We start from the raw sequence: 24627 nt of genomic DNA on the forward strand, positions 1-24627 counted from the left end.
TCTCCACCGGAATCCCCGACACCCCACCAGGACGCAGCACAGCCCACCCCCACAGACAGCCAACCCACCCCAACCAGCAGGAACCTACCGCCCCCACACCCACCCCGAACGACTTCGCCAGCAGAGTCAATACGTCGACTTCTCATGCAGCGTCAGCAGGATCGGGCGGAGGGATATGACGGCCGGTCCGCATAGAAGCTCGGCGACCGGCATGCCATGGCGCGCAGGAAGTCGGCCCGGCCGACTTCCTGCGCGCGGGGAAGGCCTCAGCGCGGGGCATCGAGGAGCCGGCCAGCGGGGCGCGTTCCGGCGCCGGCCAAGAGTGGCGAAACCTTTCTTCACCCCCGCCACACGCGCGAGAAGTCGGGCGGGCCGACTTCTCGCGCGGCGCCGGGCAAGGTGGGCCGATGGCCCCGACCGGAGAGCGAAGGTGGCGCGGGGTCGCGATGCGCAGGAAGTCCGGCGGGCCGACCTCTCACGCAGGGCGAGGCGGGTGCCGGGGCCAGGGCGAGGCGGGTGGCGGTGGCAATGCGCGGGAAGTCGGCCGGGCCGACTTCCCGCGCGGCGCCGGGCCGGGGTGGCGAGGCCTCTGGTGGTGGGCGGCGGGCGACGTGAGAATGCCGCCATGCCCATTCCTGCTTCGTCGGACGGCCCCGAGCTGCTCGATGTCGTCGACCGTTACGTCAAGCCCGCCACGCAGGGGATCAGTCGGTACCTGCACCTGTTGCACGGCAACTTCGCGCGGGACGCGGAGAGCGAGCGCGCACCCTTCCTCCGGTCGCTGAGTGCCGCCGCCCGGGAGATCACCGACGAAGAGCTGGAGATCCTGTTGAGGCGCGAGTGGCGCTCGCGCCTCACGGCGTCGTGGCTGATCGGCTTCGACCGCAGGGTGCACTTCCGTGACGTCCTCGGCGATCTGCTCCTGGCAAGCCAGCTGTGCTTCGCCGGCCAGGGCTACTGCTTCGCTCTCGCACGCTTCGGCACTGATGAGGACGCCCGGCACCTGGCGGCCTACCTGGATCGCTACCTGCGGAGGCCCGACTGCCAGTTCGACCAGCACTGGGCGATCAGTGCGCTCCTCCACATCGACGGCCGGACGGGCAGCGAACACTCTGCCCGCTTCCTGGCCCCCGGAGGTCTCTGGCACCAGTGGAGCGAGGCCCGGTTCAGGCCGTCGGCCCCGGGCCGGTTCATGGACGGGCTGTGTGCCCTGGCTGCTGACGGCGTCGACGGTAGTAGGCGTAGGCGAGTGCGAGAGTGACGGGGCCCCAGAGCACCGCCGTGGAGGTGCAGATCCGCCCGAGGGCCATCCACCAGCCGTTGCTGTAGCCGACTTCGGCGAACACGCCCAGCCAGGCCAGGGGCATCCCGCCGAAGAGGGCGACCAGGACCAGTCCGCCGAGTACGGCCGGGACGAGCGCCACGAGTGGTGGGACCCGGCGGCCGCGCAGGACGGGCACCCAGCGCGGGTACACCTCGCCCCAGCCGCTGACCAGCCCGAGGGTCAGGATCGTCAGCGCCTCGGTGATCACGCTCAGCCCGATCACGTACGGGGTGGCCCACCAGACGTAGGGCCCGGCGGCCGGGTCGACCGTCCCCATCCGGAAGTCGAAGGCGAAGGGCAGTCGCCACAGGCAGTGCGGCAGCACGATGAAGGGGAGGGCTTTGGCGAGTCGCAGGGCCCACCGGGGAACGGGCCGTTCGGTGTCGCCGACCGGAATGTTCTTCAGCATGCGTCCAACGGTCCCGGAAGCCGCCCCTGCCCCGCTTCCCCCGGGCGAGCCAACATCTCCTCGCCAGACAGGAGGAGACGGACCGTCAGCCGATGGACTTGAGGCCGAAGGCGCTCTTCAGCAGTCCGAGGGCGTACGGGGTCTCGGCGCCGTCGAGCGCCGTCGGGTCGACGGAGTACACGACGGTGCGGGAGAGGTCGCGGGTGGCGAAGACGCCGCTGGTGGAGCCGGGCCGGGAGCCGGTCTTGCCCCAGGCCACGATGCCCTCGGCCGAGAGGCGTTCGAGGCCCATGCTCATGCACGCCGTGCCGCCCGGGCAGTGGCTGCTGCCCGGGGCGACGGGCACGTGCGGGACGGTGAACAGCTCCTCCTGCTGGGCCGGCGGCAGGAGGCGGCCGCGGAACAGGGCGGTCATGAAGTGCTCCAGGTCGGGGGCGCTGGAGATCATGCCGCCTTCCGCCCAGGGCCACGGGCTCTGCTCGGTGACGTCCGCCCGGTGGGTGCCGCCGTCGGCGTCGGGGACGGTCAGGTAGGGGTGGGTCGCGGGGTGCCGCAGCCGCGGGTCGTCGCCGTCGGGGAGCGCGGTGTCGTGCAGGCCGAGGGGCCGGAGGACGCGGTCGCGGAGTTCGTCGGCGTAGCGGTGACCGGTGACCTCCTCGACGAGCAGTCCGGCGACGAAGGTGTTCATGCCGTTGTACTGCTGGGCGGTGCCGGGGGTGAAGCCGAGCTTCTGGCCGTTCATGGTGGCGATGACGTCCTCGGGGGTGAACGAGTCGAGCCGGTGTCCGGCGAACCAACCGGTGGTGCCGTCGCCCCAGGGCACGTTGGAGCCGCCGGGCAGCCCACTGGTGTGGTTGAGCAGCTGCCCGACGGTGACCCCTTCGTAGGGGAAGTCCGGGAGGTACTGCCGGACGGTGCCGTCGAGGTCGATCCGTCCTTCGCCGGCGAGTTGCAGGACGACGGTGGCGGTGAAGACCTTCGAGATCGATCCGATCCGGAACCGGCCTTGCGGGTCGACGGCCATCCCGTCCTCCGCCGAGGTGCCCACGAACCGCCCCGCGGAGCCGGTGACCCGCACGAATCCGGCGGAGACGTCGGCGGCGGGCCGCTGGGCGAGGGCCGCCCGGAGGGCCGCCGGGTCCAGCGGCGGCACGGCGGCGGAGGCGGAGGCCGAGACGGCGGCGGAGGCCGGGACGGAGGCGGCGACGGGCGAGGCCGAGGCGGCGAGGGCGGGCGTGCCCGCGCCGACCTTCAGCGCGGCGGCCATAGCCCCGGCGGCGGCCAGCACGGCCCAGCGACTACGGCTGCCAGGGGCGTTCGGGTGGGCGTTCATGAGCGGTCCGGCTCCAGACTGGTGGTCGTCCGGGCCGGTGGTTCCCGGCCCGGCGACGAGTCTTCAGGTGCGGGCCGCCCGGGGCATCAGGGGCCGGGGGCCGCCGTTCCCTGATCTCACGTCAGGGTTCGCCCTGAGGTGCGGAGCGGGAAGTCGGCCGGCCGGCTTCCCGCGCGCACCGGGGCCGGCGGTCAGAGCCCGAGCGCCTCGGCCGCCAGCGCCGTGCCCTCGATCCGTGCGCGGATCTTGGCGAAGGCGGTCTGGCGGGAGGTGGACAGGTCGTCGGCGAAGGGGGCGAACCCGGCGTCGTCGCAGGTGCCGAGCCGGTCGGCGGGCAGGTGGCGGGCGGCGGTCAGCACCCGGTCGCGCACCTCCTCGGCGGTCTCGACCCGGGGGTCGGTCGGGTCGGTGACGCCGACGAACACCCGCGCGTCGGCGGGCAGGTGCTCGGCGACGACGGCGAGGACGCGCTCCGGGTCGGCCTCGCTCGCCAGGGAGAGGTAGAAGTTGCCCACCGTGAGCCGGAACAGCGTGGGCAGCAGTTCCGCGTAGTCGACGTCGAGGCTGTGGGTGGAGTCCTGGTCGGCGCCGGGGTCGGTGTGGACGCCGATCCGGGCGCGTTCGGCCGCGCCGAACCGGGACAGCACCCGGTTGTGCAGTTCGACGAAGTCCCGGAGCACCCCGCCGCTCGGGTCGAGCTTCAGCGACAACCGCGCCTCGGTGAACTCCAGTTGCACGACGTGCGCACCCGCGTCGAGGCAGCCCCGGATGTCCGCCTCGGCGCCGTCGACGAGGTCGTCCAGGAACGCCTCGCGCGGGTAGCCCGCGATGCCGTCCGCCGGGTACAGCAGGGAGAGCAGGGACGGCGCCACGACCGACTGCTTCACGGGGACGGTCGCGACCTTCTGCGCGGCCCGGAGGTACTGCTCGGCGTGCACGCGGTAGCGGAACGGGCCGGCGGTCAGCCGCGGAAGCTGCCGGCTGTGCCCGTCGGCGAAGGGGATGACGACCCCGTCGGCGGCCAGGCCGTCGGCGCCGTCGAGCGGGTAGGTGTAGGCGTCGCGCTTGGCCTGGTCGCCGTCGGTGACGACGGGCGAGCCGACGGACTCCAGCTGGGCGACGGTTTCGCGGACGGCCCGCTGGCGGGTCTCCGCGAGTGCGGCGTCGTCGAGTTCGCCGGAGGCGTGCGCGGCGTACGCGGCCAGAAGCTCCGGGGAACGGGGAATGCTGCCGATGAGTTCGGAGGGGATGCTCATGGCGGCAGCCTAGGAACGGACGCGGGACAAGCACCGGAGGTGATCGGGATTGCCGACGATCACACCCCACAAGGGCACTACGGGAAAACGAAGTTGACCAGACTCGAACACACGTTGGCCACACCGGTCACCACCTCTCCCGGCCTCCCGATCCGCCAGGCCGTGATCCTGGCGGGCGGACGCGGCGGGCGGCTCGCCCCGTACACGGACCTGTGCCCCAAGGCGATGATCGAGGTGGACGGCGCACCCCTGCTGCGCCACCAGCTCGACCGGTTCGCCGCCGCCGGCGTGCGGACGGTGGTCGTCTCGGCCGGCCACCGGGCGCGGGCCATCACCGAGTACGTCCGCACGGCGGCCCTGCCGGTCCGCACCACCGTGGTCGTGGAGGACCGCCCGCTGGGGCGGGGCGGCGGGCTGAAACTCGCGGCCCGCGCGCTCCCCGCGCCCGGGGAGCCGTGGTTCGCCGTCTACGGCGACATCTGGGCCGAGTTCCCGCTCACCGCACTGGGCGCCCACCACGTACGGTGCGGGGCGCTGGCCACGGTCGCCCTGGTGCCGCCCCGGCTGCCCCGCGGCACCGTGGTCTGCGACGAGCTGGGGATGGTCGCCGAGATCGCCGCGCCTCCCCCGCCCGCCTGCACCGTCAACGGCGGCGTGTACGCCTTCGCACCCGGCGTGGTCCCGCTGCTGCCGGACCGGGGGGACCACGCGGAGACGACCCTGCCGCGGCTGGTCCGGCTGCGGCAGCTGGCGGGGTACCGCGCCGAGGGGTACTGGTGCGCGGTCAACACGCCTGCGGACCTACAGGAGTTGCGGGACCACGTGGCACCTCCCGAACCGGCCCGGGACGCGTACGGGCCCGGAGGTGCGGCCAGGGGCCGACGCCCGCCGCCGTGAGGCGTTCCCCCCGAAGCCGCACATCTCACCGGGGGTTCGCGGCCGACACGGCCACGGCGTCGGGGCCGTGCCGGCGCCGCACGAGGGGGCGAACAGCGCGAGCGGCACCGTCGTGGGGAGCGTCGCCGGGGCTGCCGGACGACACCCACCAGCGCTCCCCGGGCTGATCGTCGTCGGTGACCGACTCAGACCGGCCGGCAGCCGTTCCCCGAGGGAGAACTCGTCGGCATCGCTCATGAACTCCCATTGGCCTCAGTATGTTTGCTCCCGTCAGCACCTGAGGATCGGAAGGAACGTCGCATGACTCTCACCATGGCCTGGGTCAGGAAGGTCGGCGGGACGGAGGAGATGGTCATCGCGAGCGACAGCCGACTCAGGTCACTGGGCGCCTGGGATGCCGCACCGAAGATCATCCCACTGCCGCGCGGGGACGCCGCGATCGCCTTCGCGGGAGAGACCGACTACGCCTACCCCATGATGATCCAGGTCATCAACTCCATCAACTCCTATGACGGTGCGCTCAGCCGGAGGCAGCCGCTGGCCAAGCTCAAGGGCCACCTCATCCGCGTGATCAACTTGATGCTCGACCAGCTCAAGGACGTCCCGACCGAGTTGTGGGAGGCCCCGGCGGCCTTCTTCCTACTGGCGGGGTACGACTGGACCACCAGCGAGTTCAAGATATGGAAGCTGCACTTCGACAAGAGCATCGGCAGGTTCACCTTCAGCCCCGCCACTCCTTGGAGGGGTGAAGGGCACGATGAGAAGGTGCTGTCGATCATCGGCGATGAGATCGGGGAAGCGCGGGACGTTGTCCTGGAGCACCTGCGCGGCCCGAACGGGATTCGCCCGGGCGCATTCGACATGGAACCCATGAGGGCCTTGGCTTTCATGATCGACTCCGAGAGGTTCCACTCGATCGGCGGCCACATCCAGATGGTCAAGGTCTACAAGGCCATGCAGTGCGTGCCGTTCACCGTCTTGCGCGGCGGAACGAGGTCGATGCTGGGTCGCCCGCTGCTCGACTACGAGAAGTCCGAGACCATCCCGACGCTGACGCTGGACTACTAGGGCCTGCCTGGTGGCATGAGGGCCTTTCTGGGTGCCGGTGCGGATGTCGCGATCCACTCCGGGCCAGAAGGCCCTCACTCATGTCGGGATCACCCGGCCGTGAACCGTGTCACCGACCTCCGTGGTCAGTGCGACTGGTGCTGGAAGAGGACTTCGGGGTAGTTCGGGGAGGGGCCGTCCAGCAGCGGGCTGTTGGTGCCCTTCAGTGTCTGGTCGAAGAACGCCGTCACGTACGTGCGGGTGATCGCCAGCGCGCGTTCCGGGGAGAGGGGTCCCGCCGGGAATCCGGCCTCCGCCTTGAGCAGGTCCAGGTCGGCGAAGCTGAAGTGGTCGGCGCCGGTGACCGTCAGCCACTTCTTGTAGCCGCCGAGGGCGGCCCAGGGCTGCTCCCAGTCGTTGCCGGCCGACTGGTCGGAGACGGGCTCGCCCAGCATGAGGAACGGCCGGTCGATCTGGCCGGGCTTCGGGTCCGGGTGGAAGGAGCCGTCCATGTTCACTCCGGCCCGGACCCGCGGGTCGGCGATCATCGTGGCGGCGGCCGCCGCTCCGCCGAGGGAGTGTCCGGCCGCGCCGATCTCGTGCTTGTCGATGAGGTGGGCGAGGCGCCACGCGGCGTTGCCGTGCGTCAACCGGTCGATCACGAAGGACTCGTCCCGCGCGCGGCCGGCGGCGACGGCGTCGAAGTCGAGCCCTGCCGGGCCGTCGCAGATCACGCACGGCGACGTCCGGCCGTCCGCCAGGGTCTCGCCGCTGTCCTCGTAGGTGTGGCCGACGAGAGCGACGACGTAGCCGTGACTGGCCAGGTCGGTCGCGAGGGCGGTGAGCGTCATGCGCGGGTTCTCGTACGCGGGTGAGAGGACCACCAGCGGGTGCTTGCCGGGCTGCGGCCGCGCGCCGTCGTAGGCGTGGGTGGTGACGTCGACGAGGCTCTGCGGGGTGATGCCGGAGTTCGCCGGCGTGTGCTGGCGCTGGAGGATCCCGGCCGCCTCGCCGAGGGTCATGTAGGGGGCCGGGGTGCCGGTTCCGGGGACGGCCGGGTAGATCATCGTGACGGTCAGTTGGCGGGGGCCGGAGGACGGCACCCACGGGTCGGGGCGGCTCACGTCGGTGAGGTGGAGGACGTCCTCGCCGGCGGCGTAGGGGCCGGTCGGCGCGGGGAGCGCGCCCTGGAAGGTCCGTGTGGGCGCGGGGGCCGTGGCAGGCGCGGTGTCGGACGCGTGCGTGGCCACCGGTGCGGCCGGTGTGGCCGTGGCGGCGAACCCCGCGTCGGTTCCGGTGACGAGGGCGGCGAGCGCCAGCACCGCGACGGCGCTGATACGGCGATTGCGTTTCATGGGGTCGACGCTAGGTTCCGCGGCTCCGTGTCGAATCGGCCCGTCGATGTAAACGTTCCGGCGGCGTTCGTAACCCCGGGGAGGTACGGGAGTCACCCGCCGGGAGTATGGAGTATGCCGTGCGTGCCGGGCAGGGAGTGGGAAGTCGGTCTGGTCGACTTCCCACTCCCTGGCGGTTCGTCCGGGTGTCGGGGCGGAAGGCCTCGGCCGGCGGGCAGGGCGGGGGCTCCTGGCCGCGCCGTCGGGGTGCACGGGCCTGCGGGACCGCTCCGGGCCCCGGGCGGGGAAAACCGGGGAGCGGTCAGCCCCCCATACAGGCGCGCCACTGGCCGCGGGCGAAGGCCTCGCCGCCGGACCAGTAGTTGACGTTCCAGGCCGCGGTGCAGATCTCCCGCTTCGACAGCTGCCGGGGGTAGGCGTTCGCCTCGGCGCCGGTGGCGATGACGAGCACCGGGGCGATGACGGCCGCGGCAGCGGCCAGTCGACGCATCTTCATGGGTGTGGATCCCTCTGTCGAGACGGCCGGATCGCTCCGACGGAGCCCGGCCGGAGTGGTCGACTCCGTGCGCCACATCCTGGCAGCGCCCCTCGACCTGGGGACATCCCACAAACCTGGGATGCCGGCGGGCCGTCGGCGAGTGCCGGCGGAGAGGCAGAGGAGTGGGAAGTCGGCCGGGCCGACTTCCCAGTCCCGGGGGTTCAGTGGGGTGTCGGGGTGGGGCTATCGCGGGGTTCAGGCGGCATCGGGGGTGGCGGGGCCGAGGTCGAGCTCGGCCCAGACGGTCTTGGAGTTGGGTTCACGGGGGATGGTGCCCCAGCGGTCGCAGAGGGCGTCGATGAGGGTGAGGCCGCGCCCGGTCTGGGCGTTGGGGGTGTGGACGGTGGGAAGGATGGGGAGCCTGTCGCCCCGGGGATCGCTGATCTCGATGCGGAGGGTGGTGCCCCGGCGCACGGAGGTGGTGAGCGAGAGGTGAAGCTCGAACCCGCGCCCCGCAACGCGTCCGTGCGTGATCGCGTTCGCGGCCAGCTCCGCGATGACCAGCAGGGCGCAGTGGAAGGGTTCGGTGTGCGTGGAGTTCAGCCCCCAGTCCGAGAGTTGACGGCGCGCCAGGCGCCGGCAGATGGCCGCACCCTTGGGGGAGGCGGTGAGGGTGGTGGTGTGGGACCGGGGGTTTTCGAGGGGGATTTCGGTCGACATGGGAGATAAGCGTGGCCGGGCGGACGTACGCTGACCAGCACCCCGACGGGCACGGAGAGTACCTGTACGGGTGCGGAGGGTTGGCCTGCCGGTCGACCCAAGATCGAAAGAGATGGGCTGCAATGGGCCTTGAGGGAAGCGTCTTCGATGACGGCGAGACCGCGGAGGGGTTCGACGGGGTCGCCGAGTTCTACAGCGCGGTCGGAAAAATGATCAAGCTCTTCCGTGAACGGGCCGGAATCACGCAGAAGCAGCTGGCCAAAGTCACCGGTTACAGCGAGGACCACGTCGGGGCCGTGGAACGGGGCGTGCGAACCCCGAGGATCGAGTACCTCACGGTGGTGGACGACGCTCTCGACGCTGGCGGGCTGCTCAAGGTCGTTGCGGACGACGTGATGAAGGCGAAGGTGCGTGTGTCCGAGAGGCACCCCGCTTACAACAAGGCCTTCACGCAAGAAGAAGGCAAGGCCCTGGAGATCCACAGCTACAGCACTCTACTCATCCCTGGATTGCTTCAGACCGAAGCTCACATGCGAGCGCTCTACGAGATGCGCAGGCCATGGCTCTCGGTGGAACAGATCGACACGTGGGTTGCAGCGCGACTCGCTCGCCAAGAAATCCTCACCCGGTGGCCCTTGCCGACTATGAGCTGGGTGATCGACGAAAGTGCCCTTCGACGCCCGATCGGAGGTTGGGATGTACACCGAGAACAGCTCGAACGACTCCTCAAGGTGGCGGAAATTCGCGGTCTTGAGCTGCAGATCATGCCGCTCGACGCACCCGAAAATGCGGGCATGGGCGGGCCCTTCACACTTCTCACCCCTCCCGGGCGTCCACCGATCGCGTACGTGGAAGTCCAGCACGTCAACAGACTGATCACGGAGCCGGAAGAAGTCCGTAAGATGGCTGCACGGTACGGCACCCTCAGGGGGCAGGCGCTCAACATGAGGGAGTCCTTGGCCTTGATCGAAATGATCCTGGGAGAGCGATGAACATGGCCGAGCTGGCTTGGTTCAAGAGCAGCTACAGCAGCAACGAGGGCGCAGAATGCGTCGAGGTCGCCGAGACTCCCGGCACCGTCCACGTGCGTGACTCCAAGGACAAGTCCGGCCCCCAGCTGGCCTTCGAGCCGGCCGCCTGGGGCGCGTTCGTGAAGTTCGCCGCCACCGCCGAGGTCTGACCGAACCGACCTCCCCTCAACGGCCCACCACCTTCCCGGCGGCGGGCCGTTGGCGTACACCCCGACGTCCGATGCGCCCGCCCGGACATCCGCCGCGACCCGTACAGATCCGGGATGCCGGGCGGCCCCGTCAGCCCTCGCGCACGGCCAGCAGGCAGACGTAAAAGCCTCACAGCGGCAGGGGCCTGGCTTCGACGACGTTCGCCATGACGATGGTGGAGCTGAGACGCTGGACGCCGGGCAGGGTGGCCAGGCGTTCGTCGTAGAGCTTCCGGTAGGCCGCCAGGTCGCGGGCGACGACGCGCAGGAGGTAGTCGGGGTCGCCGAACAGCCGCTGGGCCTCCAGGACGTCGGGGATGTCGGCGACGGCCTGTTCGAAGGCCGCGACGGTCTCGCGGTCCTCGTAGCGCATGGTGACGAAGACCAGCGCCTCGAAGGTCAGGCCGAGGGCGGCGGCGTCGAGCCGGGCGTGGTAGCCGACGATCGCGCCGGAGCGCTCCAGGGCCCGGAGCCGGCGGTGGCAGGGGGACACGCTCAGGCGGACCCGCTCGGCGAGCTCGGTGAGGGTCAGCCGCCCGTCACGCTGCAGTTCGGCAAGGATTTTCCGGTCCACGTCGTCCATGGAGAAGATTCTTCCATTCCGTGACGGCTCTCAGGAAAAGCTTGGAAGCATATTCTGGTCAAACCCGCCTATCCTTCCCTCCAGGACACCAGGGGCGCATGTCCGCGCGACGCGTCCGTCATACGAATGGATCCCCGATGAGCACCACCACGGCGCCGGAAGCCGCCGAGGCCCCGGCCGCCCCCCAGCTGAGCCACGGCCTCAAGCAGCGCCACCTCTCGATGATCGCCCTCGGCGGCGTCATCGGCGCCGGCCTGTTCGTGGGCTCCGGCGCGGGCATCGCGGTGGCCGGCCCGGGCATCATCCTGGCGTTCGTCGCGGCCGGGCTGCTGGTGATGCTGATCATGCGGATGCTGGGCGAGATGTCCGCCGCGCACCCGGCCTCCGGTTCCTTCTCGGTGCACGCCGAGCGCGAGATCGGCCCCTGGGCGGGCCTGACCACCGGCTGGCTGTACTGGGTGATGATCGGCGTCGCCGTCGCCGTCGAGGCCACGGCGGCCGGCGCGATCATGCACTCCTGGGTCACCGGGGTTCCGGCCTTCGTCTGGGTCGGCATCTTCATGGCCTTCTTCTGCGCCACCAACCTGACCGCCGTGAAGAACTTCGGCGAGTTCGAGTTCTGGTTCGCGGCCATCAAGATCACCGCGATCGTCGCCTTCCTCACCCTGGGCGTGCTGGGTGTCACCGGTGTCATCGGCCACGCCCCCGGCACCGCCAACCTGACCGGCCGCGGCGGCTTCCTGCCGCACGGCGGCGACGGCCTGATCACCGGCCTGCTGCCCGCCGTCTTCGCCTACGGCGGCCTGGAGGCCGTCACCATCGCGGCCGCCGAGTCCGACGACCCGCGCCGCAACGTCGCCAACGCCGTGCGCACCGCGGTCTGGCGGATCGCGATCTTCTACATCGGCACGATGGCCCTGGCCGTCACCCTGGTGCCCTGGGACGACCCCGACGTGGTCGCGCTGGGCCCCTACGTCACCGTGCTGCAACTGCTCAACGTCCCCGGCGCCGCCCTGGCCATGAAGATCGTGGTGCTGATCGCCCTGCTGAGCGCGATGAACGCCAACATCTACAGCGCCTCCCGGATGGTCTACTCGCTGGTCACCCGCGGTCTGGGGCCCCGCGCGCTGGCCAAGGTCACCGGCGGCGTCCCGCGACTGAGCGTGCTGGCCTCCTGCGGCTTCGGCTTCGCCGCCGTCCTGGCGGGCTACATCTGGCCGGACACGATCTTCCTCTGGCTGCTGAACTCCACCGGTGTGGCCATCCTGGTGCTCTGGCTCTTCATCGGCGCCGCCCAGCTGCGCATGCGCCGCCGCGTCGAGCGCGAGAACCCCGACCTGCTCACCGTCCGCATGTGGGCCTTCCCGTACCTGACCTGGCTCGCCATCGCCGCCGTGGTCGCCCTCCTGGCCCTGATGACCACCAGCGCCGACAACCGCGCCCAGCTCTACGCGGCCGGCGTCCTGGTCACCGCCCTGGGCGCCGTCGGCCTCTGGCACCAGCGGTGCACGGCGGCGACCGCGGCGACCGCCCAGGAGCCCGGCCGCACCCCGTGATCCCGGACGAGGCCCGGTTCACGGACGGTGACCCGAACGAAGGGGCCGCGAGCGCCGGGGGGCGGGCGGCCGGTCAGGACACCCGGTCCGCAGCCCCGGCGAGCCTGGCGGCCTTGGCGGCGCGCTCGGCGAAGACCTTCTCCCTCCGGTCCGCGGTCTGCTTCATCATCCGCTTGCGGTCGCGGGCGGAGAGGCGGTCGATGTAGAGCCCGCCGTTGAGGTGGTCGGTCTCGTGCTGGAGGCAGCGGGCGAAGTAGCCGGCGCCCTCGATGGTGATCGCCTCGCCGTGCTGGTTGACCCCGCGCACCACGGTGCGGGCCGGGCGGGCGAGCTTGGTGCCGGCGCCGGGGACGGAGAGGCAGCCCTCGGTCTCCTCGATCAGGGCGCGGCCCGGGTCCTGCTCCTCGACCACCGGGTTGAGGATGTGCCCGGTGTGCCGGACGCCGTCGTCGTCGGGGCAGTCGTAGACGAACAGGCGCAGGTCCACGTCCACCTGGTTGGCGGCGAGGCCGCAGCCGTCGGCGACGTGCATGGTGGCGAACATGTCGTCGATGAGCCGCGCCAGCCGCTCGCTGCCGAAGTCCTCCTCGGTGGCCGTGCGGCAGCTGCGGCGCAGGATCTCCTCCCCCACCTCGGTGATCCGCAGGACGGTCGGACGTTCGCGCAGCTCGGACACGGGCGCTCCTTCGGGTGGTCGGGCTTGCTGTCGACTTTGCAAAGTAGCAGACTTTGCAAAGTGACCGAAGACCTCGTCAGAACCGGCCCGCTCCCCGAGCACGCCGTCCGCACCGCACTGCTGGAACTGCTCGCCGAGCACGGCACCGTCACCTCCACCGAAGCCGCCGCCCGGCTCGGCCTCAGCTCCGGCCTCTGCTCGTTCCACCTGCGGCAACTGGCCCGGTACGGGCAGATCGAGGAGGCCCCGGCCACCGACGGGCGGGCCCGGCCGTGGCGGCTGCCGCAGGCCCGGCCGGCGGCCGGGGAGGCCGAGTTCGGCGAACTGGCGCGCGGACTGGAGGACGAGAGCTACCGGCGCTGGCAGGCCCGGCGGGCCGAAGCCCCCGCCGAATGGCAGCAGGACGAGGCCTTCAGCACCGTCGTCCACCTGACGCCCGAGGAACTGACCGCCGTCGGCGAGGCCGTCCGGCAGGTCCTGGCCCGCTACCGGGGCCGCGACACCGACCCGGCCGCCCGACCCGCCGGGGCCCGGCCGGTCGCCGCCGTCGCCCGGCTCTTCCCGCTCCTCGACGAGTAGGCCCTCAACCGTAGGGGCCGCTCCCCGGGTGGGCGCTCAGGCGATCCAGGCCCGCGCCGCCGCCCGGACCAGCGGCCCGGCCACCAGGCCCAGCACCGCCCCCAGCGCGACCCCCTGCACACCGTCCCAGACGTCCTGCACGTCACAGACCCGCCCGATCGCCGGCAGCGCGTAGTGCACCACCGACACCGCGAACGGCAGCACCGCCGCCCCCAGCAGCGCCGCCGCCGCCCGCCGCCGGGTGCCCGCCAGCGCGGCCGCGAAACCGACCGGGGCGTACGTCGCCAACTTGAGCCCGATGTGCCGCACACGCAGCAACTCGCCCGGCGAACGCGGCCGGCCGCCCTCCACCGCGCAGTGCCGGACGGCACCCTCCGAGAGCCGGAAGGCCTCCGGCAGCAGCGTCGCCACGACCACCCCGCCCAGCCCGAGCAGCAGCACGAAGCCCACCACCCAGTGGGCCCGCAGCAACCGCCCCACCGGCCGGTTCAACAGCGCCGCGGGCACCAGCGAGAGCAGCAGCCCGGGCCAGAACATCGGCATCCCGCCGAGCACCGCACTGATCACGCCTCAAACGGACGCCCCGCGCACCCGCCCGGTTCTCGCCGGTTCCCACCGGGGCGCAGCGAGAACCGCCGGAGGGTCACCGCGCGGTCACCGGACGGGCATCATGAGGCAGATCGAAACCGAAGAGCACCCGAAGACCAGGAGCCGGCCATGTCCGACCAGGAGATCCCCCGCGTCCCGATGACCACCGAGGAGATCGAGGCGGCCAACGTGGGCCCGGCCCCCAGGCTCGACGGCCCGATCACCCTGCGCGAGCACGACCCGCGCTGGCCCGCCGCCTTCGCCCGGGAGGCCGCCCGCGTGGAGGCGAGCCTGGCCCGGCTGGACCACCGGATCGAGCACGTCGGATCCACCTCCGTGCCCGGCCTCCCCGCCAAGCCGGTCATCGACATGCTGCTGATCGTCCCGGACTCCGCGGACGAGGCCTCCTACCTGCCCGCCCTCGAAGCCCTCGGGTACCGGCTCGTCATCCGCGAGCCCGACTGGTACGAGCACCGCGTCCTGCGCCACCACGACATCGACCCCGGCGCCGACTACGCGAACCTCCACGTCCTGTCCGCCGGCTGCCCCGAGAACGACCGGATGCTGCGCTTCCGCGACCGGCTGCGCCGCCACGACGGCGACCGCGAACTGTACGCCGACGCCAAGCGGGCCCTGGCCCGGCAGTCGTGGGAGTACCTGCAGAACTACGCCGACGCCAAGTCCGAGGTGATCGCGGGCATCATCGAGCGGGCCACCGCGGAGGACTGACGGCGTGGCACCGGGCCGGCCCCGACGGCGGGAGGGCCGACCCGCCACCGGGCCTCCCCCGCCGGGTTTCCCCCGCCGGGTTTCCCCCGCCGGGTCTCCCCCGCCGGTTCTCAGTGCGGGATCGAGGAGATCAGGTCCTGCGCGCCCTGCCGCTTGAGCGCCAGGGCCACCGACGTCCCCAGGTCCTCCGGGCTGAGGGCGCCGGCCCACTCGTGGGCGTCCAGCACCTGCTTGCCGTCCGGGGTGAAGACCCGGCCGCGCAGCGACAGCCGGCCGTCCCGCTCCGCCCTCGCGTAGCCGGCGATCGGGCTGTTGCAGTGGCCCTGCAGGGCGTGGAGGAACATCCGCTCGGCCGCCGCCTCCCGCCAGGTGTCGTGGTGACCCAGGGAGGAGACCGCGTCGATGGTCGCGGCGTCGCCCTCGCGGCACTGCAGCACCAGGATGCCCGCGCCGATCGGCGGGCACATCGCCTCGATGCCGAGCACCTCCGTGATCCGCGCCCGCTCGCCGATCCGCTCCAGGCCGGCGACGGCCAGCAGCAGCGCGTCGACGTCCCCGGCCTCCAGCTTGGCGAGCCGGCTGTTGGCGTTGCCGCGGATCGGGACGCACTCCACGTGCGGGTGGGAGGCGGCGAGTTGGGCGACCCGGCGCACCGACGAGGTGCCGATCCGGGTGCCGGGCGGCAGCGCGGCCAGCGTCAGGCCGCCGGGGTGGACGAGGGCGTCGCGGATGTCGTCGCGGCGCAGGTACGCGGCGAAGACCGTGCCCGCCGGCAGCGGTCGGTCGGCGGGCACGTCCTTGAGGCAGTGGACGGCGACGTCGGCCTCCCCGGCGAGCAGCGCGGCGTCGACCTCCTTGGTGAAAGCGCCCTTGCCGCCGAGCTGGGCGAGATCACCCGTCCAGCGGTCGCCCGAGGTGGTGACGGGCACCACCTCGGTACGCAGGCCCGGGTGCAGGGCGGCGAGTTCGGCGCGGACCCGCTCGACCTGGGCGAGCGCCATGGGTGAGGAGCGGGAGACGATGCGGATCAGCTCAGCGGTGGCCATGGCGCAGATGATAGGCCTCCTCACAGCACCGACTGAGCATGCGTCAGTTCCCTGGCCGGGCGCGGCGGGACCGCGCACGGTGGAGAGCCGGTCGGACGATCCGACCGGCTCTCCACCGCGACCGGGAACCCGGCCACTCGTCGTGCACCCGGCCACTCGTCGCGTACCTTGCCGCCCGTCGCGCACCCGGCTACTCGTTGTGCAGCACCTCGGCGATCGGCAGGCGCGCCGCCGAGCGGGCCGGGACGAGGGCGCCGAGGACGGCGATCGCGACGCCCGCCACGGCGAGACCGCTCAGCAGCGGGCCGTTCCAGACGTCCAGCGTCTCCTGCGGGAACACGATCGTCCCGACGTTCTCGGCGATCAGCCGGTGGGCCACCACCCCGACCGGGATGCCGATGATCCCGCTGGCCACGCCCTGCCAGGCCACCGAGGTGACCGTCATCGCCACCACCTGCCGGGGCGTCATCCCGATCGACTTGAGCATGCCCAGATCCCGGCGGCGCTCGCGGACGGTGAGCAGCAGGGTGTTGAAGACTCCCAGCGCGGCGACCACCGACAGCAGCACCGTGAAGATCGTGGTGAAGGCGATGACCGCGGCGATCGGCCCGCCCAGGTCGGGGTCGAAGACCGAGGCCGAGAGGCTCGGATCGGCCTCCGACACCGCCTTGCGGTACGCCTCGGCATCGGCGCCCACGGCGAGCGTCACGTCGTACTCGACGACGTGCGGATCGTCGGTGAGGGCGGCCCTGGTGGCGTCGTTGGAGGCGAACGCCCGGGGGTTGCCCTCGGACTCCTCGCCGACCAGGGTGACGGCCAGCTGCCGCCCGTCCAGGTCCAGGGTCACCGTGTCGCCGAGCTTGAGCCCGTGCTGCTTCAGGAACGACGGGCCGGCCTCGATCTCGTTCGGGCCGGTCGCCGGACGGCCGTTCACCACCGACAGCCACTTGGCGTCGACGTCACCGCCGTAGAAGTCCGCGAACGCGGGCTGGGCATGCCCGACCAGCCCGACCTGCACCAGCCCGCGCGTACCGACCCGCTCGGCCCCGGGAGCGGCCCGCAGCATCGCCTCGGTCCCGGCCGGGGTCAGCGTGGGCGCGATCCGGTTGCCCGCGAAGTGGGCCGTCCGGACGTTGACGTGGGTGTGGCCGTCGGTGTGGTCCACCAGCCTGGTCAGGGTGGTGCTCAGGCCCGCCGTCATCGTCACGGTGACCACGCCGAGCACGATCGCCGCCATGGTCAGCGCCGTACGGGCGGGGCGGGCGAACGGCTGGCCGAGGCCGAGGCTGACGGCGCGCGGCAACCGGGTGCCGCTCAGCCAGCGCTGGACCTTCAACCCGCGGCCGCCGCGCGGGGCGCTGCCGGCCGAGATGGCCTCGGCGGCGGAGAGCCGGTGGGCGCGCGAGGCCGGGAGCAGCGCCGCGAGGACGACCAGCGCCGGGACACCGGCCAGGGTGGCGGCCGGCAGCCAGCCGGCGGGCTCGATCACGGCCGTGCCGGTGACGATCCCGGAGAACGCGGACCTGAGGATCGGGTACGACGCCACCCAGCCCGCCACCGTACCGAGGACCGTCCCGGCGACCGCCGGCACCGAGACCATGGTCAGGTAGACGGTGACGACCTGGCGCGGAGTGAAGCCGATCGACTTCAGCACGCCGATGTGCCGGTAGCCGGAGACGACCGCACCGCTCACCACGTTGCCGACGATCAGCGCCGAGACGACCAGGCCGAGCACGCCGAAGACCGTCATCAGCGGCAGGTAGGCGTCGGCCCCCGCCGAGAAGGCGTCCTTGAGCACCAGGTACGACTGGACGCTGGTGACCGCGTCGCCCGGCAGGCCCTCGGTGGCCGCGCCCATCGCGGAGGTGAGCCGCTGCTCGCTCCCGGCGTCGGTGAAGCGGTAGAGCATCTGCCGGCCGGTGGGGTGCAGGGCGGAGGCCTGCTCCGGGGTGACCCAGCCGCCGGCGCTCTGGCTCATGCTGGTGGCGAAGCCGACGACGGTCAGGTGCCGGCCGCCGCCGACGGGGAGCGGGGAACCCAGGAGCTTGTCCGACGCGCCCCCGAACGGCGAGTTGAGGACCACCTCGCCGGGTGCGGTGACCCAGCGGCCGGACAGCAGCTCGACCCGGTCCACCGGCCCCGCCGGGTCGGCCCGGCCGACCAGGGTCAGCGGTCCGGGCGGACTGCCGACCCAGTCGGTGGGGATGTCCACCACGACCTGGTCGAACGGCCCGGCGGCCGCCTCGACGCCCGGCCGGTGGGCGGTGGCGGACAGTTGCTCCGCCGAGGCCCCGGCCGGGTCGAAGGACGCCACGACGTGGGCACCGCGCTGCCCGTCGAAGGCCTCGTCGAAGGGGGCCCGGGCGGCGCTGATCACCGCGAGGGCGAGCAGCACCGTCGTGGTCGCGCAGAAGACGACCAGGCCGATCACGACGGTCTGCACCCGGCGGCGCTTCACGGCCGCCCGCGAGGCCCGCCACACCGCGCCGCCGGTCATGCGGACGCCTCCAGCATCCGCTCGTTCGCCACGCGCCCGTCCGCCACCTCGACCAGCCGGCTGGCGCAGCGGGTGGCGAGGTGGGGGTCGTGGGTGACGATCAGCAGGGTCTGGCCGATCTGGTTGAGGTCGATCAGCAGGTCCATCACCTGCTCGCCGGAGCGGCTGTCCAGCGCGCCGGTGGGCTCGTCGGCGAGCAGCAGGGCCGGGCGGTTCATCAGGGCGCGGGCCACCGCGACCCGCTGGCGCTCGCCGCCGCTGAGGGTGGCCGGGTAGACGTCCTTGCGGTGGGCGACGCCGAGTTCGTCGAGCAGTTCCAGCGCCCGGCGGCGGGCCTGGCGGGCGCTGGTGCCGGTCAGCTGGGCGGCCAGGGCGACGTTGTCGAGGGCCGGGAGGTCGTCGATCAGGTTGAAGAACTGGAAGACCATGCCGATGTGGCGGCGGCGGAACAGGGCCAGTCCGTTCTCGTTGAGCTGCCCGAGGTCCTGCCCCTGGACCCGGACCGTCCCGGCGGTGGGCCGGTCCAGGCCGGCCACCATGTTCAGCAGGGTGGACTTGCCGCACCCGGAGGGGCCCATCACGGCGACCGCCTCGCCGGCGCGGATCCGCAGGTCGACGCCGTCGAGCGCCTTGGCGTCGCCGAACTCCTTGTGGACGCCGGACAGCTCGACGACGACCTGCGTGTCGTCCGGCCGGGAGGTCGTCCCGTCGTGGTGATTGCTCATGGTGGACGACCGTAGGCGCGGGGCCGCGGGCGGCACGTCCCACCCCGGGTGTAACCACGGCGGCCGTAGTACCCGGGATGTACGGGCCCGGCACCCCCGGATGATGTGGATCATGCCGTGACCTGCGAAGCTGACGCCGTGTGGGGAACGGGGTGGGACTGGGCGGCCGTCGCGACGGCCGGTGCGGCGAGCGCGGCGGCCGGGTGGCTGGCGGTGGCGCTCGCCCGGGCGCGGCGGCTGCACCGCGCGGCCATCGGCGAGCGCGGCTGGCTGCTGGAACGGGAGCGGGAGAGCGCCGCCCGGACCGCCGTGGACGCCGAACGGGCCAGGATCGCCGCCGAGTTGCACGACATCGTGAGCCACAACGTGAGCCTGATGGTGGTGCAGGCCGGGGCCGCGCGCGAGGTGCTGGCCACCATGCCGGAGGAGGCGGCGGCCGCGATGTCGGCGGTCGAGGCGGCCGGGCGGGACACCATGACCGAACTGCGGCACCTGCTCGGGCTGCTCGCGCCCGCCGCGGACGGCGGCGAGGAGTCCGGGGCGGACGGCTTCGCGCCGCAGCCCAGCCTGGGCCGGCTGAGCCCGCTGATCGACCGGTTCGCCTTCGCCGGGCTGCCGGTCGAGGTGCGGATCTCGGGCGAGCCGAGGCCGCTGCCCGGCGGCATCGACGTGACGGCGTACCGGATCGTCCAGGAGGCGCTGACCAACGCGCTCAAGCACGGGGACGGGGTGACGGCGGAGGTGACGGTGCGCTACTCGGACCACTACCTGCGGGTGGAGGTGCTCAACAGCGGCCCGAGCGTGCTCTCCGGCGGGGCCGCCCCGGCGGCGGGGCGGCCGGACGGCGCCGGGCGCGGGCTGATCGGCCTGCGCGAGCGGGTCGCGGTGTACGGCGGGGACCTGGACGCCCGGCGGCGGCTCGGCGGTGGTTTCCGGGTCCGCGCCCGCATCCCGCTGGACCGGCCGTGACGGAGGGGACCATGGAGCACGAGCAGGGGCACGAACAGCGGCAGCACGGGCAGCACGGGCCGCAGCAGGAGCGCCGCCCCCGGGTGGTGATCGCCGACGACCAGGAGCTGGTCCGCACCGGTTTCCGGATGATCCTCACGGCGCGCGGCATCGACGTGGTCGCCGAGGCCTCCGACGGTGCCGAGGCGGTGGCCGCCGCCGTCCTGCACCGCCCGGACGTGGCGCTGCTGGACATCCGGATGCCCGTCATGGACGGACTGGAGGCGGCCCGGCGCATCCTGGCCCAGGCGCCCGGCTGCCGGGTGATCATGCTGACCACCTTCGACCTGGACCACTACGTCTACGCCGCGCTGTCCGCCGGGGCCAGCGGCTTCCTGCTCAAGGACGTCACCTCGGCCCATCTCGCCGCCGCCGTACGGCTGGTGGACACCGGGGACGCGCTGCTCGCCCCCTCGATCACCCGGCGCCTGGTCGAGCGCTTCGCGGCCGGCGCCCCGCGCCCGGCCTCCGGCGCCGACGGCCCGCCGCTGCACCGCGACCTCGCACCGCTCACCCCGCGCGAGACGGAGGTGCTCGCGCTGCTCGGGCGGGGGCTGTCCAACACCGAGCTGGCGCGCGAACTGACGCTCAGCGAGTCGACGGTGAAGACCCACGTGGCCCGGATCTTCGCCAAGCTCGACCTGCGGGACCGGGCACAGGCGGTGGTGCTCGCGTACGAGACCGGGCTGGTCGCGCCGGGCGGGAGCTGACCGGCGGCCCGCCCCCGCCGGGCGCAACTCCCGCGCCCCGGAGGCCGATTCGCGCGACTATCATCCGAATGTCACTCCTTGGAGTTAAATCTTCACCGGATTCCCCTTTTTGCCATGTCATGGGGCACCATCTGCATGTCCACGCCCGAACGTGACGATCACCCCCGGGCGCCCCGGAACGACGAGAACACCTGGACCGGCCCGTGACCACCACCGCCCCCGTGTGGGACTGCCCCTTCCACCACACCGACGGCCTGGAGTTCGACCCCCTCCTGAAGCGACTGCTCACCGAGGCCCCGGTCGCCAGGATCCGGCTGCCGCACGGCGAGGGCGAGGCCTGGCTGGCCACCCGCTACGAGGACGTCAGGACCGTCACCACCGACCGCCGGTTCAGCCGCGCCGCGGGCATCGGCCGCGACCTGCCCCGGATGACGCCCGCCCCGATCGCCCAGGCCGAGGCGATCAACCTGATGGACCCGCCCGCCCACAACAGGCTGCGCCGGCTGGTCGCCCAGGGCTTCACCAACCGCCAGGTCGAACGGATGCGCCCGGCCACCCAGCGGACCGTCGACGGCTACTTCGACGAGATGACCGAACACGGCGCCCCCGCCGACCTGATGCACTTCCTGGCCGGCCGCCTCCCGCTCACCACCATCTGCGAACTGCTCGGCATCCCCGCGGCCGACCGCACCGAACTGCGCGGCCACGCCGTGGCGATGATGCGGATGGGCCCCGGCAGCCGGGACGGCCAGGAGGCCGCCAAGACCGCCCTGCGCAACTACTTCACCGACCTCACCGCCGCCCGCCGGGCCCACCCCGGCGAGGACCTGATCAGCGCCCTGGCCACCGCCCGCGACGGCGACGAACTGCTCGACCCGGACGAGCTGACCGTGATGGCCATGGTCCTGCTGGTCACCGGCCACGACACCAGCACCTACCAGCTCGGCAACCTCACCTACACCCTGCTCACCCACCCCGAGCAGCTCGGCAAACTGCGCGCCCGGCCGGAACTGCTGCCGCGCGCCCTGGAGGAACTGCTGCGCTTCGTCCCGTTCCGCCAGGGCGTCGGCATCGCCAGGGTCGCCACCGAGGACGTCGAACTGGGCGGCGTGCTGATCCGGGCCGGCGAGGCCGTGCACGTCTCCTACCTGACCGCCAACCGGGACCCGGCCGTCTACGAGCGCCCCGACGAACTGGACCTCGACCGCGGCGAGCCCACCCACATGGCCTTCGGGTACGGCCAGCACCACTGCCTCGGCTCCCACCTGGCCCGGATGGAGCTCCAGGTCGCCATCGGCACCCTGCTGCGCCGCTTCCCCCGCCTGCGGCTGGCCGTCGACCCCGCCGAGCTCGACTGGGACTCCGGCTCGATCTGGCGCTTCCCCCGCACCCTCCCGGTGGCCTGGTAGCCCCTCCCCCGCCCACCGTTCCCGCAGCACTGGGGAGACCCGCACCCATGGCCACGCTCTGCCGCCCCGCCATCGCCGTACCCGAGCACGTCATCACCCTCGACCAGACCCTCGACCTGGCCCGCACCCTGCACGCCGGCCACCCCCGGCTCGGCCTGGCGCTGCGGCTGATCGAGAACACCGGGGTGCGCACCCGGCACCTGGTCCAGCCCATCGAACGGACCCTCACCCACCCGGGCTTCACCGTCCGCAACGAGGTGTACGAGCGCGAGGCCAAGCGGCGCGTCCCCGAGGTGGTCGAACGCGCCCTCGCCCACGCCGAGTTGACGGCCCGCGACATCGACCTGATCGTCTACGTGTCCTGCACCGGCTTCATGATGCCGTCGCTGACCGCCTGGCTGATCAACACCATGGGCTTCCGCTCCGACACCCGCCAGGTGCCGATCGCCCAGCTCGGCTGCGCGGCCGGCGGCGCCGCCGTCAACCGGGCGCACGACTTCTGCCGCGCCTACCCGGGCGCCAACGTGCTGATCGTCGCCTGCGAGTTCTGCTCGCTCTGCTACCAGCCGACCGACCTCGACGTCGGCTCGCTGCTCTCCAACGGCCTCTTCGGGGACGCGGTCGCCGCCGTCGTGATGCGCGGCAACGGCGGGCACGGCGTGCAGGTCGAACGCAACGGCTCGCACCTCGTCCCGCACACCGAGGAGTGGATCTCGTACGGGGTGAAGGACACCGGCTTCCACTTCCAACTGGACAAGCGGGTGCCCGGCACGATGGAGATGCTGGCGCCCGCGCTGCGCGGCCTGGCCGGCGAACACGGCTGGGACGTCTCCGGGCTCGGCTTCTACATCGTGCACGCGGGCGGCCCGCGCATCCTGGACGACCTCTGCCGCTTCCTCGACCTGGAGCCGGCCACCTTCCGCTACAGCCGGGCGACACTCACCGAACGCGGCAACATCGCCAGCGCCGTGGTCTTCGACGCCCTGGCCCGGCTGTTCGCCGACGGCGGCGCGCCCGAGGGCACCACCGGGCTGATCGCGGGCTTCGGACCGGGCATCACCGCCGAGATCTCGCTGGGCAGTTGGATCGGCGCACCCGCCGAGGGGGCGCGGCCGCGCCGGCCGCGCGCCATCTCCACCTCCGACATCGCCCTCGTCCATCCCACCGCCCCCCGCCGTTTCCCGACCGGCACTACGATCTCCTGATGACCGATACCACGGAGCGCACCGACACCTCTGCCAGATCCGCCGAACTCGCCGCCCTGTTCCCCGCGTTGCACGCGCCGCAGTACTGGAGCTGGGGCCGCTTCGACGCCCGGTTCTCCACCGAGCTGCCGCCGGACGCACTGGTCACCAACATCCACCTGGTCGGCTTCGCCGACGACCGCGTGGTGCTCTGCCGGGACGACCGGGACCACTGGTTCCTGCCCGGCGGCACCCGGGAACAGGACGAGACCATCGCCACCTGCCTCGACCGCGAGCTGCGGGAGGAGGCGGGCGCCCGGCTGATCGGCGAGCCGCACTGGCTGGGGGCGCACCGCTGCCGCACCGAGGACCCGGCGCCGTACCGGCCGTGGCAGCCGCACCCGGAGAAGGCCTGGCTGTGGGGCTGGGGCGAGGTCGCGCTGGAGTCCGCGCCGACCAACCCGGCGGACGGCGAGCAGGTGGTCGAGGTCCGCGCGGTGCCGCCCGCGGAGGCCAGGCGGCTGCTGCTGACCGGGCACGACGCCTGGTGGGGCGAGCTGGTCGAGCTGGCGGTGGAGCTGCGCCGGCGGGCGGCCGGGCAGGGCTGAGCCCTGGGCCGAGCCCGCTGCGGCGCCTCCCCCACGGGTGTGGCCGCGGCTGCTTCCGCGCGCGCTCCCGCGGTTATTCCCGCAGAGCCGGAAGACCACTGGAACGGCCGAACACCAGCGAGCCATGTCCTTTTTGCGGTGATATGACTCGGCCATGGACACCACATCGCTGGCCGTGGACTACCCGGCGCTCCACATCTTCTGGACCATGCTGGAGCTGTTCCTCTGGATCCTCTGGTTCTTCCTGCTGTTCAAGATCATCACGGACATCTTCCGCAGCCACGACCTCGGCGGCTGGGGCAAGGCCGGCTGGCTGGTCCTGGTGATCATCCTGCCGCTGATCGGCGTCCTCGCCTACCTGATCGCCCGCGGGCAGTCGATGGGCACACGGGACGTCGAACAGGCGCAGCGGTCCGAGGCCGCGTTCAAGGCCTACATCCGGGACGCGGCCGGCACCGGGCCGGGGGGCGGCGGTGGCGGCTCCACCGCCGTCGGTGCCACCGGCCCCAGCCACGTCGAGGACCTGGCCCGGCTGGCGGACCTGAAGGAGAGGGGCGCCATCTCCGACGAGGAGTACCAGAAGGCCAAGGACAAGGGGCTGGATGCGGGACGTCTCCACCGGGCAGGCCCTGCAACGCCGCCTGGAGGCCTTCCAGTTCGACTGGGCGTCGGAGTGCGTGCGCGAGGTGCT

Annotated in this window: 25 protein-coding genes and 2 pseudogenes; 15 read left to right on the top strand and 12 right to left on the bottom strand. The window is 72.5% G+C overall.

Features of this window, described 5'->3' with window-relative positions; translation table 11 throughout:
* Positions 1-625 precede the first annotated feature (625 nt).
* Positions 626-1261, top strand: a complete 636-nt coding sequence (locus AB0E96_RS18785) for a DUF6000 family protein (RefSeq protein ID WP_359824804.1) — start codon at positions 626-628, stop codon at positions 1259-1261.
* Here the strand turns inward: AB0E96_RS18785 and AB0E96_RS18790 are convergent.
* From AB0E96_RS18790 to AB0E96_RS18800, 3 genes are all read right to left on the bottom strand, one after another.
* Positions 1191-1733 carry a hypothetical protein gene (locus tag AB0E96_RS18790; protein ID WP_359824806.1) on the bottom strand — a complete coding sequence of 181 codons (543 nt, stop codon included), beginning with the start codon at positions 1731-1733 and terminating at the stop codon, positions 1191-1193. The genes AB0E96_RS18785 and AB0E96_RS18790 overlap by 71 nt on opposite strands.
* Positions 1734-1818: 85 nt before the next feature.
* Positions 1819-3066, bottom strand: a complete 1248-nt coding sequence (locus AB0E96_RS18795) for a serine hydrolase domain-containing protein (protein WP_359824809.1) — start codon at positions 3064-3066, stop codon at positions 1819-1821.
* 191 nt (positions 3067-3257) lie between these two features.
* A complete protein-coding gene (locus tag AB0E96_RS18800) occupies positions 3258-4322 on the bottom strand; it encodes a cobalamin-independent methionine synthase II family protein (RefSeq protein WP_359824811.1) in 1065 nt (354 codons plus the stop codon).
* A 93-nt stretch (positions 4323-4415) separates the two neighbouring features.
* On the opposite strand from AB0E96_RS18800, the gene AB0E96_RS18805 reads away from it, so the two are divergent.
* Positions 4416-5219 carry an NDP-sugar synthase gene (locus AB0E96_RS18805; protein WP_359824812.1) on the top strand — a complete coding sequence of 268 codons (804 nt, stop codon included), beginning with the start codon at positions 4416-4418 and terminating at the stop codon, positions 5217-5219.
* A gap of 300 nt (positions 5220-5519) precedes the next feature.
* Positions 5520-6287 (top strand): hypothetical protein, encoded by a 768-nt coding sequence (locus AB0E96_RS18810; protein WP_359824814.1) that lies wholly within the window; start codon positions 5520-5522, stop codon positions 6285-6287.
* A 125-nt stretch (positions 6288-6412) separates the two neighbouring features.
* Here AB0E96_RS18810 and AB0E96_RS18815 read toward each other — a convergent pair whose 3' ends face one another.
* From AB0E96_RS18815 to AB0E96_RS18825, 3 genes are all read right to left on the bottom strand, one after another.
* A complete protein-coding gene (locus AB0E96_RS18815) occupies positions 6413-7621 on the bottom strand; it encodes an alpha/beta hydrolase (RefSeq protein ID WP_359824817.1) in 1209 nt (402 codons plus the stop codon).
* 301 nt (positions 7622-7922) lie between these two features.
* Entirely contained in the window at positions 7923-8117 is a 195-nt protein-coding gene (locus tag AB0E96_RS18820; protein ID WP_359824819.1) for a hypothetical protein, read from the bottom strand.
* A gap of 237 nt (positions 8118-8354) precedes the next feature.
* Positions 8355-8819, bottom strand: a complete 465-nt coding sequence (locus AB0E96_RS18825; protein ID WP_359824820.1) for an ATP-binding protein — start codon at positions 8817-8819, stop codon at positions 8355-8357.
* Between the two features lie 11 nt (positions 8820-8830).
* Here AB0E96_RS18825 and AB0E96_RS18830 point away from each other — a divergent pair, with 11 nt between their 5' ends.
* Positions 8831-9811: a helix-turn-helix transcriptional regulator gene (locus AB0E96_RS18830; RefSeq protein ID WP_359824823.1), complete on the top strand. Its 981-nt coding sequence runs from the start codon at positions 8831-8833 to the stop codon at positions 9809-9811.
* A gap of 2 nt (positions 9812-9813) precedes the next feature.
* Positions 9814-9999: a DUF397 domain-containing protein gene (locus AB0E96_RS18835; RefSeq protein WP_359824825.1), complete on the top strand. Its 186-nt coding sequence runs from the start codon at positions 9814-9816 to the stop codon at positions 9997-9999.
* Positions 10000-10168: 169 nt separating this feature from the next.
* Here AB0E96_RS18835 and AB0E96_RS18840 read toward each other — a convergent pair whose 3' ends face one another.
* Positions 10169-10621: an Lrp/AsnC family transcriptional regulator gene (locus tag AB0E96_RS18840; protein ID WP_359824827.1), complete on the bottom strand. Its 453-nt coding sequence runs from the start codon at positions 10619-10621 to the stop codon at positions 10169-10171.
* A gap of 137 nt (positions 10622-10758) precedes the next feature.
* Between AB0E96_RS18840 and AB0E96_RS18845 the strand changes: the two genes are divergently transcribed.
* Positions 10759-12177 carry an amino acid permease gene (locus tag AB0E96_RS18845; RefSeq protein WP_359824829.1) on the top strand — a complete coding sequence of 473 codons (1419 nt, stop codon included), beginning with the start codon at positions 10759-10761 and terminating at the stop codon, positions 12175-12177.
* Between the two features lie 73 nt (positions 12178-12250).
* On the opposite strand, the gene def is transcribed toward AB0E96_RS18845, so the two are convergent.
* Positions 12251-12853, bottom strand: a complete 603-nt coding sequence (gene def, locus AB0E96_RS18850) for a peptide deformylase (RefSeq protein ID WP_359824832.1) — start codon at positions 12851-12853, stop codon at positions 12251-12253.
* A gap of 60 nt (positions 12854-12913) precedes the next feature.
* Between def and AB0E96_RS18855 the strand changes: the two genes are divergently transcribed.
* Positions 12914-13432, top strand: coding sequence for a winged helix-turn-helix domain-containing protein (locus AB0E96_RS18855; protein WP_359824835.1), 519 nt, complete (start codon positions 12914-12916; stop codon positions 13430-13432).
* A 36-nt stretch (positions 13433-13468) separates the two neighbouring features.
* Here AB0E96_RS18855 and AB0E96_RS18860 read toward each other — a convergent pair whose 3' ends face one another.
* A complete protein-coding gene (locus AB0E96_RS18860) occupies positions 13469-13999 on the bottom strand; it encodes a hypothetical protein (RefSeq protein WP_359824837.1) in 531 nt (176 codons plus the stop codon).
* A 150-nt stretch (positions 14000-14149) separates the two neighbouring features.
* On the opposite strand from AB0E96_RS18860, the gene AB0E96_RS18865 reads away from it, so the two are divergent.
* On the top strand, positions 14150-14749 hold the full coding sequence (locus AB0E96_RS18865) for a GrpB family protein (protein WP_359824839.1): 600 nt from the start codon (positions 14150-14152) through the stop codon (positions 14747-14749).
* Positions 14750-14859: 110 nt separating this feature from the next.
* Here AB0E96_RS18865 and hemC read toward each other — a convergent pair whose 3' ends face one another.
* The 3 genes from hemC to AB0E96_RS18880 all read right to left on the bottom strand — a co-directional run bounded on the left by hemC (position 14860) and on the right by AB0E96_RS18880 (position 19017).
* Positions 14860-15795: a hydroxymethylbilane synthase gene (hemC, locus tag AB0E96_RS18870; RefSeq protein ID WP_359824841.1), complete on the bottom strand. Its 936-nt coding sequence runs from the start codon at positions 15793-15795 to the stop codon at positions 14860-14862.
* Between the two features lie 190 nt (positions 15796-15985).
* Positions 15986-18292: an FtsX-like permease family protein gene (locus tag AB0E96_RS18875; protein ID WP_359824844.1), complete on the bottom strand. Its 2307-nt coding sequence runs from the start codon at positions 18290-18292 to the stop codon at positions 15986-15988.
* Positions 18289-19017: an ABC transporter ATP-binding protein gene (locus AB0E96_RS18880; RefSeq protein WP_359824846.1), complete on the bottom strand. Its 729-nt coding sequence runs from the start codon at positions 19015-19017 to the stop codon at positions 18289-18291. The genes AB0E96_RS18875 and AB0E96_RS18880 overlap by 4 nt, the downstream gene beginning before the upstream one ends.
* Positions 19018-19134: 117 nt before the next feature.
* Here AB0E96_RS18880 and AB0E96_RS18885 point away from each other — a divergent pair, with 117 nt between their 5' ends.
* The 7 genes and pseudogenes from AB0E96_RS18885 to AB0E96_RS18915 form a co-directional block, all read left to right on the top strand.
* On the top strand, positions 19135-19986 hold the full coding sequence (locus tag AB0E96_RS18885; protein WP_359824848.1) for a histidine kinase: 852 nt from the start codon (positions 19135-19137) through the stop codon (positions 19984-19986).
* Positions 19987-19997: 11 nt separating this feature from the next.
* On the top strand, positions 19998-20735 hold the full coding sequence (locus AB0E96_RS18890) for a response regulator transcription factor (protein ID WP_359824851.1): 738 nt from the start codon (positions 19998-20000) through the stop codon (positions 20733-20735).
* 203 nt (positions 20736-20938) lie between these two features.
* Positions 20939-22144 carry a cytochrome P450 gene (locus AB0E96_RS18895; RefSeq protein ID WP_359824854.1) on the top strand — a complete coding sequence of 402 codons (1206 nt, stop codon included), beginning with the start codon at positions 20939-20941 and terminating at the stop codon, positions 22142-22144.
* Positions 22145-22191: 47 nt separating this feature from the next.
* Positions 22192-23349: a type III polyketide synthase gene (locus AB0E96_RS18900; RefSeq protein WP_359824856.1), complete on the top strand. Its 1158-nt coding sequence runs from the start codon at positions 22192-22194 to the stop codon at positions 23347-23349.
* Positions 23349-23936 (top strand): NUDIX domain-containing protein, encoded by a 588-nt coding sequence (locus AB0E96_RS18905; protein WP_359824858.1) that lies wholly within the window; start codon positions 23349-23351, stop codon positions 23934-23936. The genes AB0E96_RS18900 and AB0E96_RS18905 overlap by 1 nt, the downstream gene beginning before the upstream one ends.
* Positions 23937-24090: 154 nt before the next feature.
* Positions 24091-24537: pseudogene (locus AB0E96_RS18910) on the top strand (PLDc N-terminal domain-containing protein); the annotation flags it as partial.
* A pseudogene (locus tag AB0E96_RS18915) lies at positions 24527-24627 on the top strand (SLATT domain-containing protein); the annotation flags it as partial. The pseudogenes AB0E96_RS18910 and AB0E96_RS18915, both read left to right, overlap by 11 nt.

The organism is Kitasatospora sp. NPDC036755 (assembly GCF_040636595.1).
Lineage (GTDB): Bacteria > Actinomycetota > Actinomycetes > Streptomycetales > Streptomycetaceae > Kitasatospora.

What these genes read in the sequence shown, in the direction of transcription:
- AB0E96_RS18785 (WP_359824804.1), top strand. Translation starts at nt 626, where the DNA reads ATGCCCATTCCTGCTTCGTCGGACGGCCCCGAGCTGCTCGATGTCGTC.
- AB0E96_RS18790 (WP_359824806.1), bottom strand. Translation starts at nt 1,733, where the DNA reads ATGCTGAAGAACATTCCGGTCGGCGACACCGAACGGCCCGTTCCCCGG.
- AB0E96_RS18795 (WP_359824809.1), bottom strand. Translation starts at nt 3,066, where the DNA reads ATGAACGCCCACCCGAACGCCCCTGGCAGCCGTAGTCGCTGGGCCGTG.
- AB0E96_RS18800 (WP_359824811.1), bottom strand. Translation starts at nt 4,322, where the DNA reads ATGAGCATCCCCTCCGAACTCATCGGCAGCATTCCCCGTTCCCCGGAG.
- AB0E96_RS18810 (WP_359824814.1), top strand. Translation starts at nt 5,520, where the DNA reads ATGACTCTCACCATGGCCTGGGTCAGGAAGGTCGGCGGGACGGAGGAG.
- AB0E96_RS18815 (WP_359824817.1), bottom strand. Translation starts at nt 7,621, where the DNA reads ATGAAACGCAATCGCCGTATCAGCGCCGTCGCGGTGCTGGCGCTCGCC.
- AB0E96_RS18820 (WP_359824819.1), bottom strand. Translation starts at nt 8,117, where the DNA reads ATGAAGATGCGTCGACTGGCCGCTGCCGCGGCCGTCATCGCCCCGGTG.
- AB0E96_RS18825 (WP_359824820.1), bottom strand. Translation starts at nt 8,819, where the DNA reads ATGTCGACCGAAATCCCCCTCGAAAACCCCCGGTCCCACACCACCACC.
- AB0E96_RS18835 (WP_359824825.1), top strand. Translation starts at nt 9,814, where the DNA reads ATGGCCGAGCTGGCTTGGTTCAAGAGCAGCTACAGCAGCAACGAGGGC.
- AB0E96_RS18840 (WP_359824827.1), bottom strand. Translation starts at nt 10,621, where the DNA reads ATGGACGACGTGGACCGGAAAATCCTTGCCGAACTGCAGCGTGACGGG.
- AB0E96_RS18845 (WP_359824829.1), top strand. Translation starts at nt 10,759, where the DNA reads ATGAGCACCACCACGGCGCCGGAAGCCGCCGAGGCCCCGGCCGCCCCC.
- AB0E96_RS18865 (WP_359824839.1), top strand. Translation starts at nt 14,150, where the DNA reads ATGTCCGACCAGGAGATCCCCCGCGTCCCGATGACCACCGAGGAGATC.
- hemC (WP_359824841.1), bottom strand. Translation starts at nt 15,795, where the DNA reads ATGGCCACCGCTGAGCTGATCCGCATCGTCTCCCGCTCCTCACCCATG.
- AB0E96_RS18875 (WP_359824844.1), bottom strand. Translation starts at nt 18,292, where the DNA reads ATGACCGGCGGCGCGGTGTGGCGGGCCTCGCGGGCGGCCGTGAAGCGC.
- AB0E96_RS18880 (WP_359824846.1), bottom strand. Translation starts at nt 19,017, where the DNA reads ATGAGCAATCACCACGACGGGACGACCTCCCGGCCGGACGACACGCAG.
- AB0E96_RS18890 (WP_359824851.1), top strand. Translation starts at nt 19,998, where the DNA reads ATGGAGCACGAGCAGGGGCACGAACAGCGGCAGCACGGGCAGCACGGG.
- AB0E96_RS18900 (WP_359824856.1), top strand. Translation starts at nt 22,192, where the DNA reads ATGGCCACGCTCTGCCGCCCCGCCATCGCCGTACCCGAGCACGTCATC.
- AB0E96_RS18905 (WP_359824858.1), top strand. Translation starts at nt 23,349, where the DNA reads ATGACCGATACCACGGAGCGCACCGACACCTCTGCCAGATCCGCCGAA.